The organism is Lysinibacillus sp. Bpr_S20, assembly GCF_023337835.1.
Taxonomy (GTDB): Bacteria; Bacillota; Bacilli; order Bacillales_A; family Planococcaceae; genus Lysinibacillus.
The window spans coordinates 1-18038 of the sequence record NZ_JALNLQ010000014.1 but is presented as its reverse complement, the minus strand read 5'-3'; the positions used below and the strand labels follow the sequence as shown (position 1 = coordinate 18038).

Sequence of the window (18038 nt, the reverse complement as noted above, 5' to 3'; positions counted from 1 at the left end):
AAACGTGCTAACGATAAAGAAAATCCAAATTTATGGCTTTGGCAAGCATGAAAACATCACCATTTCACTACATGAAGGTGTTACCATTTTTTACGGTCTGAATGAAGCAGGTAAAACGACTATTCAACAATTTATTGTACAAATGCTTTTCGGATTTCCCACAAGACAGCAGACACTACGTAAATATGAGCCGAAAGTATCGACTAAATTCGGTGGTCAGCTGTCGATTTGGCATCCAATGTATGGGCTATGTACGATAGAACGTATTAAAGGAAAGGCAGCTGGAGATGTCACCGTTTATCTAGAAGACGGAACAATTGGCCATGAGGAGCTTTTAGCCAAACTATTATATGGTTATTCAAAAGCCTCATTTGAGTCCATTTTCTCCTTTTCCTTACATGAGCTGCAGGGCATTGAAAAAATGTCAGAGGAAGAGCTCACACATTTGCTTCTTGCCTCTGGGACAACAGGAATTCAACAGCTATCATCTCTAGAAAGGAAATTGGACAAAGATGCTAGTGAGCTTTTTAAAAAATCAGGCAAAGTGCCACTTATAAATCAGAAATTGGCGCATTTAAAAAAGCTAGAACGCACCATTAAACAAGAACAAGGCAATATTCAGACCTTTGAGGATAAATTATTACAATTACAGCAGCTCGATCAAAGGCTAGAGGGGTTATATAGTCAGCAAAAAACACAGCAGCAAAATTGGCAGCAGCTCACAATTCTACAGCAGGCTATGCCGCTTATAAAGCAGCAAAAAGCATTCGAACAGACACGAAAAAGCTATGAACAAGTACAGTTTCCACCAGAAGGGATTCGACGTTATGAGCAATTAAAGGATCGGCTTATGCATGAAACACTACAAATACAGCAGCTAAAGGAGCAGTATCAGGAACTACAACAAAAGCTACAATTAACGGTGGACGAGCAAACGCTTACTGAAATGTCGCGACTTTTGAATAAGGAAGCGACGTGGAATCAGTTAGTTGTGAAAGAACAGAACTTGATGGATGAGCTGTATTTAATCGAGCAAGAAATAGAAGCACAGTTTCGGTTATTAGGCGTTCAAGATATAACAGCGCAGGATATTTTATTAGAGGAAACAGTCTCATTACAGCAAGAGGAACAGTTTCAACAACAGTTAACATTATTAGAAGAAGCGGAAGAAGAGCTGACGTTTCATTTGCGTTCTTTGGAGCAACTACATGTAGAATTAGATACAATAGCTCAACGAAAAGAACAGCTTCAGATGGAGTCATTATCGACAGAGGAAGAACATATTTTAGCACAGTGGCCTCAACGTAAGCGAAAGCTTGAACAATTGCGTTATGGAAGGTCACAACGCTCGAAACAACAACAACCAAATGTTTTTATATTTATTGTGTTAGCCATAAGTATGCTTTCGTTTTTCTACGGTATTCTGGAAAAAAACATGGCTGTCATCGTTGTAGGAGCGGTTATGTCGCTGATCATTATTTTATATTTGAAATTTGCTAAACAAGCACATGAAGCGCCGAGTAAACAACAAAGTCAGCAAATACGCGAGCTAGAGCAGGAGGAAAATATCGCACAAGCCATCCTGCAGAAAAAACAAAAACATGAAGATCGTTTGTTACATGTAAATGAGCAACAGCAGGAAAAAGAACGTCAATATGTGAAACTTGAATATAAAATTCAGCGGGCTGAGCAGGTGAGTGAGGAGGCTACTCAGTCGCTTCAACATTTTTTAAGGCGCTATCGGTTAGATGGGAATATACCGAAAACCTTATTACCCGAGCTGTTTATGCGTATTCGTGGTGCTCAAGAGTTGGCAGCAAAAAAGAAGAGTACAAGTACTCTTTTACAAACGGTACAAGCGGAGAAAATCGGGCTTCTAGAGCAAATACAGCGAGTTTTACAAACAGAGTATAGTGAGCGAGAAATCTTTATGCATTTACGGAATACATTCCTAACTCTACAGCAGGAGCAACAGATAGCCCAACAAGCAAAAGAGCAATTGACTAGCCTTCAGGCAAAAATTCAAGGAGTTCAATCGCATATAGATAGCTATGAGTATGAAATTACTCAGTTATTTAATGCTGCGAATGTTCAATCAGAGAAGGGTTATTATGAAACACATGAACAATTTGAGCAGCAACAAAAAATAACAACAGAACTTCTAGCCATTCAGAGTCAGTTAGCCTCGCTGAAGGTAGATAACGAACAGTCATTAATTGACGAGGAACAGCTCCAAGAAAGATTACTTGCTTTAGAAGAAGAACGTGGCGCAATGCAAGTAGCCATAGATCATTGCTTAGAACAACGTGCGACACTACTAATCCAAAAGGAGAATCTTCTAAATGACGAGAAATATGGTCAATTACTTCAACAGTTTGAAGAGGAGAAATCAGTGTTGCAACAGCTAATCGGGCAATGGGCTACAAAAAAGGCATTGGCTACCGCAATTCATGAAACATTGTTCCGCCTAAGAGAAGAAAAACTACCAGATGTTTTGGCAGAGGTAAATGCCATATTTAATTTGTTAACAGGTGGACGTTACGATAAGCTTTTCATTAATGATGAAGGCTATTTTGTTACACAGGATGTTTCTGGATTACGTTATCAAATGGCAGAATTATCACAGGCAACGAAGGAACAAGCTTATATTTCGTTGCGCATGGCACTAGCAAAAACACTGACAGCTTCTGCTCCATTTCCATTTATTATGGACGATCCTTTTGTCCATTTTGATCGAAACCGTACAGACAAAATGGTACAATTAATGAAAGAAGTAGGGTATGAACGTCAAATTTTATATTTTACTTGCCATGACGGGTTGCTTGAACATTGGCAGAAAGACCAAATAGTCGATGTAGGAGCACTAGCAAATGAAAGGGGAGTGACGTCAACATGAAAGGTATTACGACGCTCCAGGTTGGAGAATCAGTTGATCAATTTTTATTAATTAAACAGGCGACAAAGGGAGTTACCACAGTTGGAAAGCCATTTATGTCACTGTTACTACAAGATAAAAGTGGAGATATTGAGGCGAAGCTATGGGATACAAATGAAGATCATGAAAAAATGTATCACGCTGAGGCGATTGTCCGTGTAGGTGGAGAAATTCATGACTACCGTGGCAAAAACCAATTGCGTATAAAATCAATCCGTGTAGCAAAACCGGAGGAGGGAATTGCTATTAATGATTTAGTTCCTTCCTCAGCAACTCCAAAAGAAGAATTATATGAGGAATTGACGCAATTTTTCTTTGATATTAAAAATCCGAATATATCTCGTATTACACGTGCAGCTATTAAAAAACATCAGGATGCTATTTTAGTTTATCCAGCTGCAACGAAAAACCATCATGATTATGCGTCTGGACTATTGGATCATATGGTGTCAATGTTGAGACTCGGAAAAGCAATTGCTGATTTATATCCTACATTAAATCGAGATTTGTTATATGCAGGGATAATTCTGCATGATATCGGTAAGGTTGTTGAGCTATCGGGGCCAGTTGCAACTATGTATACGGTTGAAGGGAATTTACTTGGTCATATTACGATTATGGTCAATGAAATTGCCAAGATTGCTAGTGAGCTAGAAATCGAGGGAGAGGAAGTCATGCTATTGCAACATATGGTCCTATCCCACCACGGTAAAGAAGAATGGGGCAGCCCGAAAAAACCGATGATTCAAGAGGCGGAAATCTTGCATTATATTGATAATATAGATGCAAAGATGAACATGCTAACACGAGCATTAGGTAAAACAGCGCCAGGTGAATTTACTGAGCGACTATTTCCACTTGATAACCGATCGTTTTATAAGCCATCTATTAAATAAAATAGATTTAAGGATCATGATAGTATAGCGTATGCTTTGTCTAAAGTGATTTGGAATCTTTGGGGGATCTGCGTTACAGATGAGATCATAGAGCAGGCTGTAAAGAAACATCAAAGAACATCTTAAAAATGAAATAACATTTAAAAAGAAAGAGGATTCATTTTGAGTAAACTTTATTCAAAATGAATCCTCTTTGCTTGTCTTACATACGCGTTTTTAAAATGCTTTTAAGCCAATTTTATTTCAAATTGACTGTATATAAAAAGGGTTACGCCTGTATAAGCGTAACCCTTCATCATATAGTAAAATAACAACAATGTAGATTATTTTTTGTCAGTATCTTTCTCTTTGTCGTCTTTACTTTCTTTTTGAGCTTTTTCTTCAGCTTTTTTTGCTTCTTCTTCTTGAGCTTTAGCTTCGTCCTCACTTGATGTTGTAAGGGACTTGATAGCAGGCTCTAATTCTTTATCAGAAGTTTTTATATCAGCATCTTTTGCTAATTTTGCAAGGATATCTTTAAGAATTTTTTGATCTTCACCTGTTTGCATTAATTTACCTAGCATTTGTGAACGGATGTTTGCTTCTTCGTCTTTGAATGAGCCAACGCCTTTTACATCACGCTTTTCAGTAATTTCAATAACGTGGTAACCAAAGCTTGTTTTAACTGGTTCACTTAATGTTTTTAAAGGAAGGGCATAAGCAGCATCGTTAAATTCATCTACCATTGCACCAACTGAGAACCAACCAAGCTCTCCGCCTTTTTGAGCAGAACCAGTATCAGTTGAGTATTCTTTTGCTACATCTGCAAATTTTGCGCCGCCTTTAATTTTGGCAATTACTTCTTTAGCTGTTTTCTCATCGGCTACTAAAATATGACGACCATTTAACTCAGTTTTCATTTGTTCATAATGCTTTTTAACATCTTTTTCTGTAAAAGCTTTATCTTTTATAGCTTTTTCTGAAAGAAGTGAAAGACGTAAAGAATCTTTATAGCTTTCTTCTGTTAAGCCGTACTGAGCAAGTGCTTGGGCAAAGCTATCACCCATTTGTGCAGCTTGTGCGTCATATGCCTCTTTGATTTCTTTATCAGATACTTTATATTTGTCTGCTAATAATTTTTCAGTCAACATTTGTTCAAGTACCTTAGAACCAGCTAAAGCTTTTGATGTTTTGTTAAAGTCGGCAACTGAAATGTCACCTACTTTTGAAGTTGCAATCGTTTTGTTGTCGCCTCCGCTACAAGCGCCAAGCGCTAATACTGAAGCGGCTAATGTTAAAGATAAAACTGTCTTTTTCATAGTGGATATTCTCTCCTTACGATGGTTTCGTCCATTTTTTACTATAACATAAACGTTTTAAAAACAAAATGGTTCCCCCTTGAGTATAGCCTATATTTCAAATTTTCAAGCGCATAGGATATAGAAAAGAAAGGGGGTGAAGTTATGAGCAGCGGAGGATACGGTGGCGGTGGCTACGGCTCAGGCTTTGCTTTATTAGTTGTGTTATTTATTTTATTAATTATTGTTGGTGCAGCGTTCCTATACTAATTAATAAAAATGATGAAAAGCTAAGGGCTTAATGTCCTTAGCTTTTTTACAATGTATGGCATGCGTGTTGCACGCTTGTGATGCACTTTTCTTGTTAACTATACAGCATATAAAACTTCAATATAAAATGAGACAAGTAATATTGTAATAAGTATATTTATAGTTCGGAATACTTTTGGTTGTTTTTCTTCGGGAATTTCACGTCGCATGCACAGCGCATAAGTCATGCGGTTTATTTGAAATAAATAGAATACCGAGAATAGAACTACAATCATTAACAGCAAGTCTATTCCTCCCCTCTTTCAATATTAATAGCATACAAAAAACGTTCATAAAACACAAGTACAAGCAATTTAGTGGATAGTAGGCGGCACTAAAATTTCATAGCCCTTAGGCGTCTCCTCAATCTGGGAGTCCTTAGGTGAATTCAATAAATATTTCACATATAGAATATCAATGACACATAGACTACAATGGTAAGCTAAAAGTAATGTGCCGTAATGGGTATAGGCAGGGAACAGCAGTGTACCTAATATAAGGGCTGTATTGAGAACGATAAATGGTGTAAGTAAAGCTAAAATATAACGATTTTTCGATAAAGGTTCACGGATACGCATGTGCAGAATAGGGATAATATAAAATTGGGTACGCACGCGCAATTTTAAATGTTGACGTAAATCATACAATGCTAGAAAATGTAAGCATTTGTGGATTGGATAGATGGCAAATACAGTGATAACAAATAGCCAAAACAATTGATCTGTATAGTGCTCATTATTAAATAAATTAAATGTCACATAGGAAAGGGAAAAGACAGTAAAAAAAACAATCACAGACATAATCATAATACGAGTTGTTCCGTAATGGTGTTCTAGATTTAAAATTTTCCAACAATGCATGATTATCAACTCCGTAATTATGAATGGTCCTATCTAATGTAAATTGATTTATGCTAGAATGCAAGAAAAAGGAGGTATCTCAGAAAAAAATCTGAAGTACCTCTTTTAGCATGATCTTATAAGCTAATAAGCCATAGGTTACGAATAATTGATCCTAAAAGGCCGATAGACTTTACTTTTATCCTTTTACAGTTGGACGTTCTTCTACCTTATCAAAGGATTCACGGAAGTGTTGGAAGGAACGTTCGAAAATGTCGATGAAATCCTCTCCGTATATATTGCGAATAACAGCCATAACATCTAAAAATTCTGGGAAGCGCCCGTATAGGTCTTTTAAAGCCAATGAGCCCTCTAGTACAGAATGATACGTATTATGATAATTACTATTCATTTCAACAATAAGTTCTGTACCTGCTTCTGTTAACTCTACGTAAGTATTACGCTTGTCATCATCCCGTTTTGAAAACTTAAGGAATCCACGTTCTTCTAATTTTTTTGAAAAATTAAATGCAGTCGAAACGTGCATAACCCCGAATTTTGCCACGTCAGAAATTGAAGCCCCTTTTAAATGATACGAAATCCATAAAATATGATGTTCGTTAATATTTAAATCGTAGGGCTTAATCCATTGCTGCCAATCTTTTTCCACTGCTTTCCATAAAGCTTTTGATAATTGCGCAATTCTTTGACTATAAAGCATCGCTTCTTTTTGCGTGTATAATTCCTCTGACAAAGCCATCACCTACTGCTTTCTTTAACATTTTAAAAATATTATAGCAATAAAGGAAAAAAGTTTAAAGTTAGAAAAATTAAAAAATTGAAAAGTGGTTAAAAAGTGACAATATAACGATTGGATTTAATAAAAATATAGGATTTTTATCGGTTGTCAAGGACTTTAGTTGCTGAGTTTTTCTTGCGTTTTTTGCTTTCTTTCTGTGAATTGTGCAACATTTTTCTCGATTTCGCTTATTGAATTCTGTAACGCATCTATTTCTTGTTGTAAGTTATTTTTTGATGGCTCTATTTCTTCAGTGAATGTAGTAATAGTTTGTTTTAAATCATTTATTATTAGTGGTATATTATTTTTGATTTCAGTTGTAAGAGAATTAACAGATTGTTTAACTGAGTCTGCTTGCTGTTTTACATCTAAAAGTTTGTCCTTAGTGCTTACGGCATTTGATCGCAAATTAGCACGTAATTGCTGTCCTGATTGAGGAGTTGAAAAAAGTACAGCGATTGTCCCACCGACAATCCCAGCTGCCAGTCCAAATAAAAATGGTTTTGCTTTCATAGTGAATACCTCATTTCTATAATGATTATGTGTTACCTACTATTAAACCATGAAATGCACATATACAAAAATAAAAAAGAAACTAAACGAGTGATTTTGTATCACAGTTTAGTTTCCATTGTAGATGAACGTGCATGATTTAGACGTATGCACCTTTTATTAAATTGAAATAGCTGTTTGGAATTTAGAGCGTTTGACTAATTTTGCAACGATAGGATAAATAATTGCAAAAGCAATAACATTGAATGCTACAGCAGGTAATACAACGCCTACAAACAGAATAGCGAATGTTGCACCAACATTTGCATTGAATACAAAAAGTGCTACTGCTAAAAAGACAGTTCCAGATAAAATTGTTCCTACACCAACTAAGCCAGCGGATACTGCGAAATTGCTTGCCAATTTTTTTAGCACAATTAAGAAAGCTAAAAAGACAAAGCCTGTTACTGCTTTATCGATAATATTTGGGACAAGACCAGCTGGAAATGTTGTAAACAATCCTGAAAGTACGCCAGTTGCTAAAGAAAGTAAGAACGTTTCTTTAACAGTAGGAAACAATAAAATGCCAATAAACATCATTGTTAGCATGAAATCAGGCTTCATGCCATTTACCATTCCTGGTGTGACCACATAAAGGGTAGCTCCAACACCAACTAAAAGGGCCATTAAAACTAAATTCTTCGTATTCATTTCTAATCTCTCCTCGACTATGCTAATCTTTTTTTGTCTCCCAACGTGTCCTCGTGACCGTTAGCGAAACTTATTTGTGATTGTACGCTATAAATTTGAAAATTGCAATACACAATTCTGACAATTTGCTCTGTCCGAATTTTAATGATTTAGGTTAGCTTTAATGCTTTCAGCAACTTCAGTTAATTGCTCAGGTGTATATTTTCGTGTTTCCCAAATTAAGCCCAAGCCTTCTTTTTCATCGTAACGCGGAATAAAATGTAAGTGATAGTGGAAAACAGTTTGTCCAGCTGCTGCACCATTATTATTAATGGTATTAAGTCCAAGTGGATTAAAAGCAGCTTTTATAGCATTTGCAATTTTAGGTGCTACTGCATATAAGTTACGAGCTACATCCTCAGGCATTTCGAAAAGGTCTTTACAATGGTGTTTTGGAATTAAAAGTGTATGACCTTTAGCTACGGGCGAAATATCAGTAAATGCATAGACATGCTCGTCTTCATAAATTTTTGTACTTGGAATAGATCCATCAATGATTTTGCAAAATAGGCAATCGCTCATTTGAAAATTCCTCCTTATTTTATATGTAAGTACATTCTATCATACTCATAACTGTATCATTTGCTAATTTTTGATAAAATATAAACGAGAAGAGGAGTGAGGGCATGACGGTATTAGAGGTACAACATGTGACAGGTGGTTATACAAGAAAGCCTGTTATTAAAGATTTATCATTTACGATTGAAAAAGGGGAGCTAGTTGGCTTAATAGGCTTAAATGGAGCTGGTAAAAGTACAACAATTAAGCATATTATCGGTACGATGCTTCCAAAAGAAGGAGACATTCGTTTAAATGGTGTGACATTAAAGGAAAATACGGACAAGTATCGCACGGCATTTTCCTATATTCCTGAAACACCTGTATTGTACGACGAGTTGACATTACGTGAACATTTAGAATTAACCGCGATGGCTTACGGCCTAGATGAAGCAACACTTGCAGCTCGTTCACAATTATTATTAAAAGAATTTCGCATGGAAAAACGCCTTAATTGGTTCCCATCGCATTTCTCAAAAGGGATGCGTCAAAAGGTTATGATTATGTGTGCATTTTTAGTCAATCCAAGTCTTTACATTATTGATGAGCCTTTCGTAGGGCTCGATCCACTTGGAATTCAATCATTACTTGATCAGATGGATGAAAAGAAAAAAGAGGGCGCTTCTATATTAATGTCCACACATATTTTATCGACCGCTGAAAAGCATTGTGACCGCATTATTTTATTGCATGAAGGACGTGTGCGAGCACAAGGAACAATGGAGGATTTACGCAAGGCATTTTCGATGCCACATGCGACATTGGATGATTTATATATTGCAATGACAAAGGAGCGCGACCATGAAGAACTTGCGTGATGTATGGTCCTCTCGCTTCATGCACTATATAGGTGAAGTGCAAAAATATATGCGATTTATTTTTACAGGGCATTTAGCGATTGTACTAGTATTTCTGATCGGAGCAGGGGGCTATCAATATAGTGAATGGCTGAAAATTGTACAGCCGGATTTTCCAGCCGAAATATTAATCGCATTGTTTGTAGGGATTTTACTAGCATTTAGTCGTCCTACTTCACTATTGAGAGAGCCAGACCAAGTGTATTTATTACCATTAGAATCAAAAATGTCACAGTATTTCAAAAAGGTACTAGCGTGGACGTTTTGGTCACAGGTTTGGATTGTGGCAATTGTTTATATCGTTAGTATCCCTTTATTAAAGGCTGTTACTGAATTAACAACAATTGAAATTTGGTCAGTGTTTCTACTAATTATTATATTGAAATATTTGAGCGTTCAAGGCGAATTTAGCTATCGTTATAGTGAACGTGGACAAATGATTTGGGTGGATAGGCTAATTCGAGCTGTAATCTTTAGTATTGCTGTGTACATGGGCCTTCATATGCAGCTTATTTTAGCAATAGTTGCTGCTGCAATTGGGTGTGTATATATTGTGATATTTAGGAAAAAATGCGTGGGTGAGCCTATCCCATACGAGCATTTTGTGAAGCTTGAACAAAATCGCATGATGAGCTTCTATCGATTTGCTAATTATTTCACAGACGTTCCACATCTACGAGGTAGCATCCGTCGTCGAGGTTGGCTTGACTGGCTTTATAAATTTGTGCCATATAACAAGGATAATGCTCAAAAGTACTTGGTGTTCCGTACATTTATCCGAACTGATGATCATTTTTATTTATGGTTCCGTTTAACAGTGATTTCAGCTGTTATCGCAGCCTTTGTTGATATTCCAGTCGTTTCGTGGATTGTTGCAGGTGCATTAAGTTTTGCCACAACTATTCAATTAAAGCAGGCCTTACTATCAAGCGGTGAATTCCGCATGGACATGCTTTATCCTTTACCTGATGAAGCACGCAAGGTAGCCGTCAATCAAATTGTACGTCTAGCGATGATCACACAAGCTATTATAGTTGGTCTAAGCGGTATCACACAGCCAATGTTCTATATAACGTTTATCATCATTTTGGTTGTTAGTGAATTGACTGCTAAGGTTTCAAAATCTTGATACTAAAAAAGCTCATTTCTCCAATTCTTTTATTGGAAAAATGAGCTTTATTTTTTACTCTAGTAATTGATAGTCTAGTGCTGCTGTTAATAATACCTTTGCAGCAATAAGCATGCCTTTTTCATCTATATCGAATTTTGGATGATGATGTGGGGCATATTCAGCTGGTCTGGCTCCAGTAAAGAAGAATGTACCTGGCTTTTCCTCTAAATAGTAAGCGAAATCTTCAGCCCCCATAGTAACCTCGACCTCAGCGACATCGCAAATATCCTGTGCGATATGACGCACAAAGAGTGTTTCCTTCTCATGATTGACAAGTGCAGGGTAGCCATGACGATAATCAAGCTCAATAGTACAATCATGCGTAATTTCTGTACCTTGGATAATCCGTTTAAACTCACGTTCCATCGTTTCACGAACATCCATATTAAACGTTCGAATGGTGCCATTTAAATAGGCTGTATCGGCAATAATATTGTCGGCATTAGAAGCTACGAATGAACCAACTGATAAAACAGCCGATTCGGTTGGAGCAATCCGACGTGCGACAAGTTGCTGTAAATTCATAACGAGCTGAGAGCCAATCACAATCGCATCTTTTGTTTGATCCGGATGAGCGCCGTGCCCGCCCTGACCTTGAATTTTTAATTCAAAACTATCAACGGCAGCCATCGTGGGTCCTACGCGATAGCCAATCATCCCTGTTGGATAGTTAGAAGATAGATGTGTACCAAAAATAACATCAACGCCATTTAAAGCGCCAGCCTGTACCATCCCGATTGCTCCGCCTGGATCAACCTCTTCAGCATGCTGATGAATAAGTACATATTCTCCCACTAATTCACTACGCATTTCCCATAATAGCTTCCCGATTATTAACAAAGTAGCTGTATGACCATCGTGCCCGCAAGCGTGCATAACGTTAGCTACAGTTGACTTGTATGGTACGTTTTTTTCATCTTGTATAGGCAATGCATCAAAGTCTGCTCGTAAGGCAATCGTTTTGCCAGGCTTCCTTCCTTTAATCCGCGCAATCAAACCGTAGCCACTGACATTAGCTTCAACCGGTACACCCAGATTTTTATAAAATTGAATAATATAATTAGCAGTTTCTTTCTCCTGGAAGCTCAGCTCCGGATGCATATGTAGATGACGACGAATCGCCACCATTTCATCAAAATGGGCATCAATCTTTTCAAGTAGATGTTGGTTCAAAGGTAAAACCTCCTAAAATAGACTATCCTAGATTTTTATGAATAATATAATAGTTTCATAACTGGATAAAACAGCAGGTCAGCACTTCTTATAAAAGAATATTCTTAGCCAGAGTAATAAATTCCGCGCATTCGGAGAATACCCGCGGGAGGGCAGTGAATACCCGCGAATCCGGGGAGAATACCCGCGGAAGGGCAGTGAATACCCGCGAATCCGGTGAGAATACCCGCGGAAGAACAATGAATACCCGCGAATCCGGTAAGAATACCCGCGGAAGAGCAGTGAATACCCGCGAATCCGGTGAGAATACCCGCGGAAGGGCATCGAATACCCGCGCATCCGGAGAAAACCCGCGGAATAGCAGTGAGTACTCGCGCCTCCGGTGAGAATACCCGCGGAAGGGCATCGAATACCCGCGAATCCGGAGAATACCCGCGGAAGAACAGTGAATACCCGCGCCTCCGTGGAGGATACCCACGGAAGAACTATCGAATACCCGCGCTCTCGAGAATACACACGGAGAGCAATGAATCCCTGCCCACCCTAACTAATCTTCGTTTTCATCCTTTGGAGCAGCGCTATAGGTTGTGACATAGGAAGCTGCTGAGAAAATATTTTGTTGATTCACACCTGATGGTTCTTTACGTTCAGCATGTGCTGATGCAAAGGCTTTTGAGCTTTTCCATGCTTCGAACGAATGAGGGCCGTTCCATTGTGTCATGACAATGTAAGTTTCACTATTCAATGGACGAAGCAGTCGAAATGCTATAAAGCCTGGCTCATCTTCTATAGCGCGTGCTCGATTTAAAAAGCGATGTTCAAAAACTGGTCTACCTTCATCTGTAACGGGAATATTGTTGAATACAAAGAAGCCGCGTTCTTCTAAATCATTTACTGAATCTAGCACTTCAAACTTCCGAGGTGTAGCAAAGACAGATTTCCCTTCGGTTTCATGTATAAGCACAGAGTTTCCCTCCCCGTGTATTAACATCATTTCCTCGTTTGGATATTTGTTCTTTAACTGTTCTAAAAAATCACCTGTACCAGAAGTTAAATAAATATACATAAAAATGCCCTCCTTATGAATTTTCATCATATAGCGTGATTATTTCCATTTAAGTGTAAGTCTATAGCTTTGTCAAAAAAGAAATCCCATAGAAAGAACAATTTTATGACATTTTCCTATGAAAACTATACAATAACAGAGGAAGCGTTTACTATTGAAAACGGATATCAATAATAACGACATAAACATAAGAATTTTTACGATATGAATTTTATTGAGGGGAAGGAATTATTCATGACAACTTTTAATGATACACTTCTACGTGCTGCACGAGGAGAAAGAACGGAACATACACCAGTATGGTATATGCGACAAGCAGGACGCTCTCAGCCAGAATATCGTGCGATAAAAGAAAAGTACTCTTTAGAGGAAATTACACATCAACCTGAGCTTTGTGCATACGTAACACGATTACCAGTAGAAAATTATAATGTTGATGCAGCAATTTTATATAAAGATATCGTAACACCTCTTCCTGGTATTGGAATAGATGTGAAAATCAAAGCAGGTGTAGGTCCTGTCATTTCAAATCCTATCCGCTCAGTCGCTGATATAGAAAAACTAGGTGAATTTAATGCAAAAGAACATACACCATACGTTTTAGAAACGATAAAAATGTTAACAGAGGAACAACTGAATGTACCTCTAATCGGCTTTGCGGGTGCGCCATTTACACTTGCAAGCTATATGATTGAAGGTGGTCCTTCAAGAAACTATAATAAAACAAAGTCATTGATGGTATCAGAGCCTCAAGCTTGGTTTGCATTAATGGACAAATTAGCTGATATGATTATTTCTGATATTTCTGCTCAAGTCGAAGCGGGAGCAAAAGCTATCCAAATATTTGATTCTTGGGTCGGTGCATTAAATGTTGAAGACTATCGTGTGTTCATTAAACCAATCATGACACGTATTTTTGCAGAGCTGAAAAAAGAAAATGTGCCACTTATTCAGTTTGGTGTCGGTGCAAGTCATTTAGCCAAAGAGTGGAATGACTTACCGGTCGATGTTGTTGGGTTAGATTGGCGTTTACCGATTAAAGAAGCTCGTACAAACGGTATTACTAAACCCGTACAAGGTAATTTAGATCCATCACTATTACTTGCTGATTGGTCAATTATTGAAAAACGTACGAAAGATATTATTGATCAAGGCTTAGAAATGCCAGGACATATCTTTAACTTAGGTCATGGTGTGTTCCCAGAGGTAGACCCAGAAGTCTTAAAACGTTTAACAGCACTTGTTCATGAATATAGTGCTCAGCAAATCCAAGCACGTTTTTAAAAAATCTCATATTCTTTTCTATGTTTCAACGTAGAAAGGGTGCTGTCCAACCTAATGAATTGGACAGCTTCTTTTTGTCACAATGTACGATTAAAGAAATATTTGACTATTATTTAGAGGTGAAAAGGTAATGAAAGAAGTTAAAGGCTTATTAGTTATGGCATACGGAACACCCTATAAAGAAGAAGACATTGAACCTTACTATACGCATATTCGCCACGGTCGCAAACCGTCAGAAGAGCATTTAGAAGATTTACGTAGTCGCTACGAAGCTATTGGTGGTTTATCGCCACTTGCTGCTGCAACAAAAGCGCAGGCTGAGGCTTTATGTGCTCGCTTAAATGAAGTGCAAGATAATGTGGAATACAAATTATTTATCGGTTTAAAACATATCCACCCATTTATTGAAGATGCTGTAGAAGGAATGGTAGCAGAAGGTATTAAAGAAGCTGTTTCTATTGTGTTAGCTCCACACTTCTCAACATTCTCAATTAAATCATATAATGGTCGAGCAACTGAAGCGGCTGCAAATCGATTAACAATTACTTCTGTAGAATCTTGGTATGATGAACCAAAGTTCATTGAATATTGGAAAGTCAAAGTAAATGAAACGTTTAATGCAATGTCTGATGAAGAACGTGAAAAAGCATGTTTAATTGTGTCTGCACATTCACTTCCTGAGAAAATTAAAGAGTTGGGCGATCCGTATGAAGATCAATTGATTGACACGGCTCGACTAATTAAAGAAGCGACAGGTATAAACAATGTGGAAGTTGGCTGGCAATCTGCTGGACAAACACCTGAGCCATGGATCGGACCAGATGTTCAGGACTTAACGCGTGAACTTTACGAACAAAAGGGCTTCCGTTCATTCGTTTATACACCAGTTGGCTTTGTCACAGAACATTTAGAAGTTTTATATGACAACGATTATGAATGTAAAGTAGTTTGTGATGAACTTGGCGCGAAATATTATCGTCCAGCAATGCCGAATACACACCCGTTATTTATTGATGCAATGGTTGATGCCATTCATAAAAAATTAAGCTAAGCGAAAAGAAAGTGATGATGTTGGTGACTCAAAAAAGACGAAAGGTAGTTGTTGTAGGCGGTGGCATTACTGGCCTCGCAGCTGCGTTCTATTTGCAAAAAGAAGCAAGCGCAAAAGAATTGCCGTTAGATATCGTACTTGTCGAGTCGTCATTACGTCTTGGCGGAAAAATACAAACACTGAGAAAAGATGGTTTTATTATCGAGCGTGGTCCAGAATCTTTTTTTGATCGTGAGAACTATGTATATGCTCTGGCAAAGGATTTAGGCATTGAACAGGAAATGATTACAAGCAATACAGGGCCGACTTATGTTGCTGTTGGTAGTCAATTGTATCCAATCCCGAGCAATCTTTTGTCGGGAGCAACACCACATGTCTCGTCATTTATTACATCAGGTTTGTTTTCACTTAGCGGGAAAGTTCGTGCGGCGGGGGATTTTTTCATTCCTCGTTCTGCACAGAATGATGACCAACCATTAGGGCAATTTTTTAGAAGAAGATTCGGTGCTGAAATTGTGGAGAATCTAGTAGAGCCATTACTTGCAGGGACATTTGCTGGTGATATTGAGCAGTTAAGCATGCGCTCAACATTCCCCCAGCTTTATGGATTAGAACAAAAATATCGCAGCTTACTTATTGGTATGAAAAAGTCAGGTGCGAATTTTTTAAGTAACGCTCTCACTACGAAAGATAAAGGGATTTTTCAAACATTTAATAATGGTCTTGAGACACTTATCGAAAAGCTTGAAGAATCACTACTTCCAGGGACAGTTATGAAGGGTGTTAAGGTCGAGGAAATTGAGCGTGGTAAGGATGGTACTGTCCAAGTCGTGTTAAACAATTTTACACAATTAAAAGCCGATGCTGTTATTATTGCTACACCATTTAATGTGGCAAGAAAAATGTTCAGCAAGCACCAGTTATTAACTGAATTGAGTACGATGAAGGCAGCAACTATTGCTACTGTAACAATGGCATTTAAAAAAGACCAGTTAGGTGATCTAGATGCATTATCATTTTTTGTCTCCCGAAATAGTGATTTTTCAATAACTTCTTGTACTTGGATGAATCGAAAGTGGCCTGGCACAACACCAGATGATTATGTGCTATTACGTAGTTATATTGGTCGAGTGGGCGACGAGGCAATTGTAGCGCTATCCGATACTGAAATTGAAAAGACCGTATTGCAGGATTTAATGAATACAATTGGGGTAAATGGAGAACCGCTAATGACTGTAGTTTCCCGCTGGAAAAATGCCATGCCGCAATATACCGTAGGACATGAAAAGAAGGTAGAGCGAGTAAAACAAGAATTACGTGAGCATTTTCCGACTGTTAAGCTCTCGGGGAGTTCCTTCGAAGGGATATCAATACCTGAGTGCGTTGAGCAAGGTAAAAATGTTGCTGAAGAAATGCTAAAGGACATGTTCGGAGATTTGTGAGAAATAAATGGTTATCAGTAAGTAGTACAAACTTGAAGATCAAGGTTTGTACTACTTTTTTTATTTCCAAATTAAAAACTGGGAAAGCAAGCTTCTACTTTCCCAGTAAAGATTTTAATGCTATGAAATCCGGTGACATGACCATACAATACCGCCAGAGTTAGCTCCTCCAAGAGTAAGCCCTATCGTTAAACCGTTAGCATTGTAGAATAAATCAATGGTATCACCTGCATTTAAATCGACCTCTCCAGCCAATGTTACTGTCCCATTACCAAGGACAGCGCGTAAAGTCAACACGGCTATAATATTTACATTTAATAAAGGGAATAGCCCGCTGATTAAATTTGTTGTACCGTTTTGGCGAATAGCAAATGATGGATTGATGCCAGCCCCTAAGGTTACGCTAATTGCTGCAGCAGTTGAGTAATTGATTGTAGCTTCAAAAGCATATCTTCCAGTTGTTGGAACAGTGAAAATTCCGGTTGTTGGATTGAATGCTGGTGTTGTGAAATATGGAGCTGCAACACTCCAGTTGGTGATAGTAGTAGAACTACTTGCTGTTATTGCATTATTAAATGCTGAGAAACCTTCTGTAAATGCTGGTCCGATAGCGCCAGTAGAGCCAGTAGAGCCAGTAGAGCCAGTAACGCCAGTGACGCCGGTAGCACCAGTAACACCAGTAACGCCAGTAGCCCCAGTAGCCCCAGTGGATCCAGCAGAACCCGCAGCCCCAGTAGAGCCAGTAACACCAGTAGCCCCGGTAACACCAGTAGCCCCAGTAGCCCCGGTAGCACCAGTAACACCAGTAACACCAGTAACACCAGTAGCTCCAGTTTCACCAGTAGCCCCGGTAACACCAGTAGCCCCAGTAACCCCAGTAACCCCGGTAGCACCAGTAACCCCGGTAGCACCAGTTTCACCAGTAGAGCCAGTAACGCCGGTAGCACCAGTTTCACCAGTAACGCCAGTAACGCCAGTAGCTCCAATAGCACCAGTCACACCAGTAGAGCCAGTAATACCGGTAGCGCCAGTAGCCCCAGTAACGCCAGTAGCCCCAGTAGCCCCAGTAACGCCAGTAGCCCCGGTAACACCAGTTACACCTGTAGAGCCAGTAGCCCCAGTTGTCTCTTATACACATC

Annotated in this window: 17 protein-coding genes; 8 read left to right on the top strand and 9 right to left on the bottom strand. The window is 38.5% G+C overall.

Going from position 1 to position 18038, the window contains the following annotated elements; genetic code table 11:
• The first annotated feature begins 4 nt into the window (after positions 1-4).
• Together MWJ95_RS22200 and yhaM are read left to right on the top strand one after the other, a co-directional pair.
• On the top strand, positions 5-2896 hold the full coding sequence (locus tag MWJ95_RS22200; RefSeq protein WP_249107259.1) for an ATP-binding protein: 2892 nt from the start codon (positions 5-7) through the stop codon (positions 2894-2896).
• Entirely contained in the window at positions 2893-3831 is a 939-nt protein-coding gene (yhaM, locus tag MWJ95_RS22195) for a 3'-5' exoribonuclease YhaM (RefSeq protein ID WP_249076287.1), read from the top strand. Before MWJ95_RS22200 ends, yhaM begins: the two co-directional genes overlap by 4 nt.
• A 323-nt stretch (positions 3832-4154) precedes the next feature.
• Here the strand turns inward: yhaM and MWJ95_RS22190 are convergent, their stop codons facing one another.
• Positions 4155-5129, bottom strand: a complete 975-nt coding sequence (locus MWJ95_RS22190; RefSeq protein ID WP_249076286.1) for a peptidylprolyl isomerase — start codon at positions 5127-5129, stop codon at positions 4155-4157.
• A gap of 144 nt (positions 5130-5273) precedes the next feature.
• Between MWJ95_RS22190 and MWJ95_RS22185 the strand changes: the two genes are divergently transcribed.
• Positions 5274-5378, top strand: a complete 105-nt coding sequence (locus MWJ95_RS22185; RefSeq protein WP_082337661.1) for a YjcZ family sporulation protein — start codon at positions 5274-5276, stop codon at positions 5376-5378.
• Between the two features lie 353 nt (positions 5379-5731).
• Here the strand turns inward: MWJ95_RS22185 and MWJ95_RS22175 are convergent, their stop codons facing one another.
• The 5 genes from MWJ95_RS22175 to MWJ95_RS22155 form a co-directional block, all read right to left on the bottom strand.
• Positions 5732-6277, bottom strand: coding sequence for a DUF3267 domain-containing protein (locus MWJ95_RS22175; RefSeq protein ID WP_249076285.1), 546 nt, complete (start codon positions 6275-6277; stop codon positions 5732-5734).
• A 178-nt stretch (positions 6278-6455) separates the two neighbouring features.
• Positions 6456-7016, bottom strand: a complete 561-nt coding sequence (locus MWJ95_RS22170; protein ID WP_132364123.1) for an HTH-type transcriptional regulator Hpr — start codon at positions 7014-7016, stop codon at positions 6456-6458.
• 156 nt (positions 7017-7172) lie between these two features.
• On the bottom strand, positions 7173-7568 hold the full coding sequence (locus MWJ95_RS22165) for a YtxH domain-containing protein (RefSeq protein ID WP_249076284.1): 396 nt from the start codon (positions 7566-7568) through the stop codon (positions 7173-7175).
• Between the two features lie 159 nt (positions 7569-7727).
• On the bottom strand, positions 7728-8258 hold the full coding sequence (locus tag MWJ95_RS22160; RefSeq protein ID WP_249076283.1) for a tryptophan transporter: 531 nt from the start codon (positions 8256-8258) through the stop codon (positions 7728-7730).
• A 141-nt stretch (positions 8259-8399) separates the two neighbouring features.
• The gene (locus MWJ95_RS22155; RefSeq protein WP_249076282.1) at positions 8400-8819 is read right to left on the bottom strand and encodes an HIT family protein; all 420 of its coding nucleotides are present in this window, start codon (positions 8817-8819) and stop codon (positions 8400-8402) included.
• A gap of 104 nt (positions 8820-8923) precedes the next feature.
• Here MWJ95_RS22155 and MWJ95_RS22150 point away from each other — a divergent pair, with 104 nt between their 5' ends.
• Complete coding sequence (locus tag MWJ95_RS22150; RefSeq protein ID WP_249076280.1) at positions 8924-9673, top strand: ABC transporter ATP-binding protein; 750 nt, start codon at positions 8924-8926, stop codon at positions 9671-9673.
• Positions 9657-10841 carry an ABC transporter permease gene (locus tag MWJ95_RS22145; RefSeq protein ID WP_249076278.1) on the top strand — a complete coding sequence of 395 codons (1185 nt, stop codon included), beginning with the start codon at positions 9657-9659 and terminating at the stop codon, positions 10839-10841. Before MWJ95_RS22150 ends, MWJ95_RS22145 begins: the two co-directional genes overlap by 17 nt.
• Before the next feature lie 54 nt (positions 10842-10895).
• On the opposite strand, the gene MWJ95_RS22140 is transcribed toward MWJ95_RS22145, so the two are convergent.
• Both MWJ95_RS22140 and MWJ95_RS22135 read right to left on the bottom strand, forming a co-directional pair.
• Entirely contained in the window at positions 10896-12056 is a 1161-nt protein-coding gene (locus tag MWJ95_RS22140) for an amidohydrolase (protein WP_283164884.1), read from the bottom strand.
• Positions 12057-12603: 547 nt separating this feature from the next.
• Positions 12604-13122, bottom strand: a complete 519-nt coding sequence (locus tag MWJ95_RS22135; protein WP_249076277.1) for an antibiotic biosynthesis monooxygenase family protein — start codon at positions 13120-13122, stop codon at positions 12604-12606.
• Between the two features lie 234 nt (positions 13123-13356).
• Between MWJ95_RS22135 and hemE the strand changes: the two genes are divergently transcribed.
• The 3 genes from hemE to hemY all read left to right on the top strand — a co-directional run bounded on the left by hemE (position 13357) and on the right by hemY (position 16899).
• Positions 13357-14406: a uroporphyrinogen decarboxylase gene (gene hemE / locus MWJ95_RS22130; protein WP_249107258.1), complete on the top strand. Its 1050-nt coding sequence runs from the start codon at positions 13357-13359 to the stop codon at positions 14404-14406.
• 130 nt (positions 14407-14536) lie between these two features.
• Positions 14537-15457: a ferrochelatase gene (hemH, locus tag MWJ95_RS22125; protein WP_249076275.1), complete on the top strand. Its 921-nt coding sequence runs from the start codon at positions 14537-14539 to the stop codon at positions 15455-15457.
• A 14-nt stretch (positions 15458-15471) separates the two neighbouring features.
• Entirely contained in the window at positions 15472-16899 is a 1428-nt protein-coding gene (gene hemY, locus MWJ95_RS22120; RefSeq protein ID WP_249076274.1) for a protoporphyrinogen oxidase, read from the top strand.
• 120 nt (positions 16900-17019) lie between these two features.
• Here the strand turns inward: hemY and MWJ95_RS22115 are convergent, their stop codons facing one another.
• On the bottom strand, positions 17020-17898 hold the full coding sequence (locus tag MWJ95_RS22115; protein ID WP_249107257.1) for a collagen-like protein: 879 nt from the start codon (positions 17896-17898) through the stop codon (positions 17020-17022).
• Positions 17899-18038 lie beyond the last annotated feature (140 nt).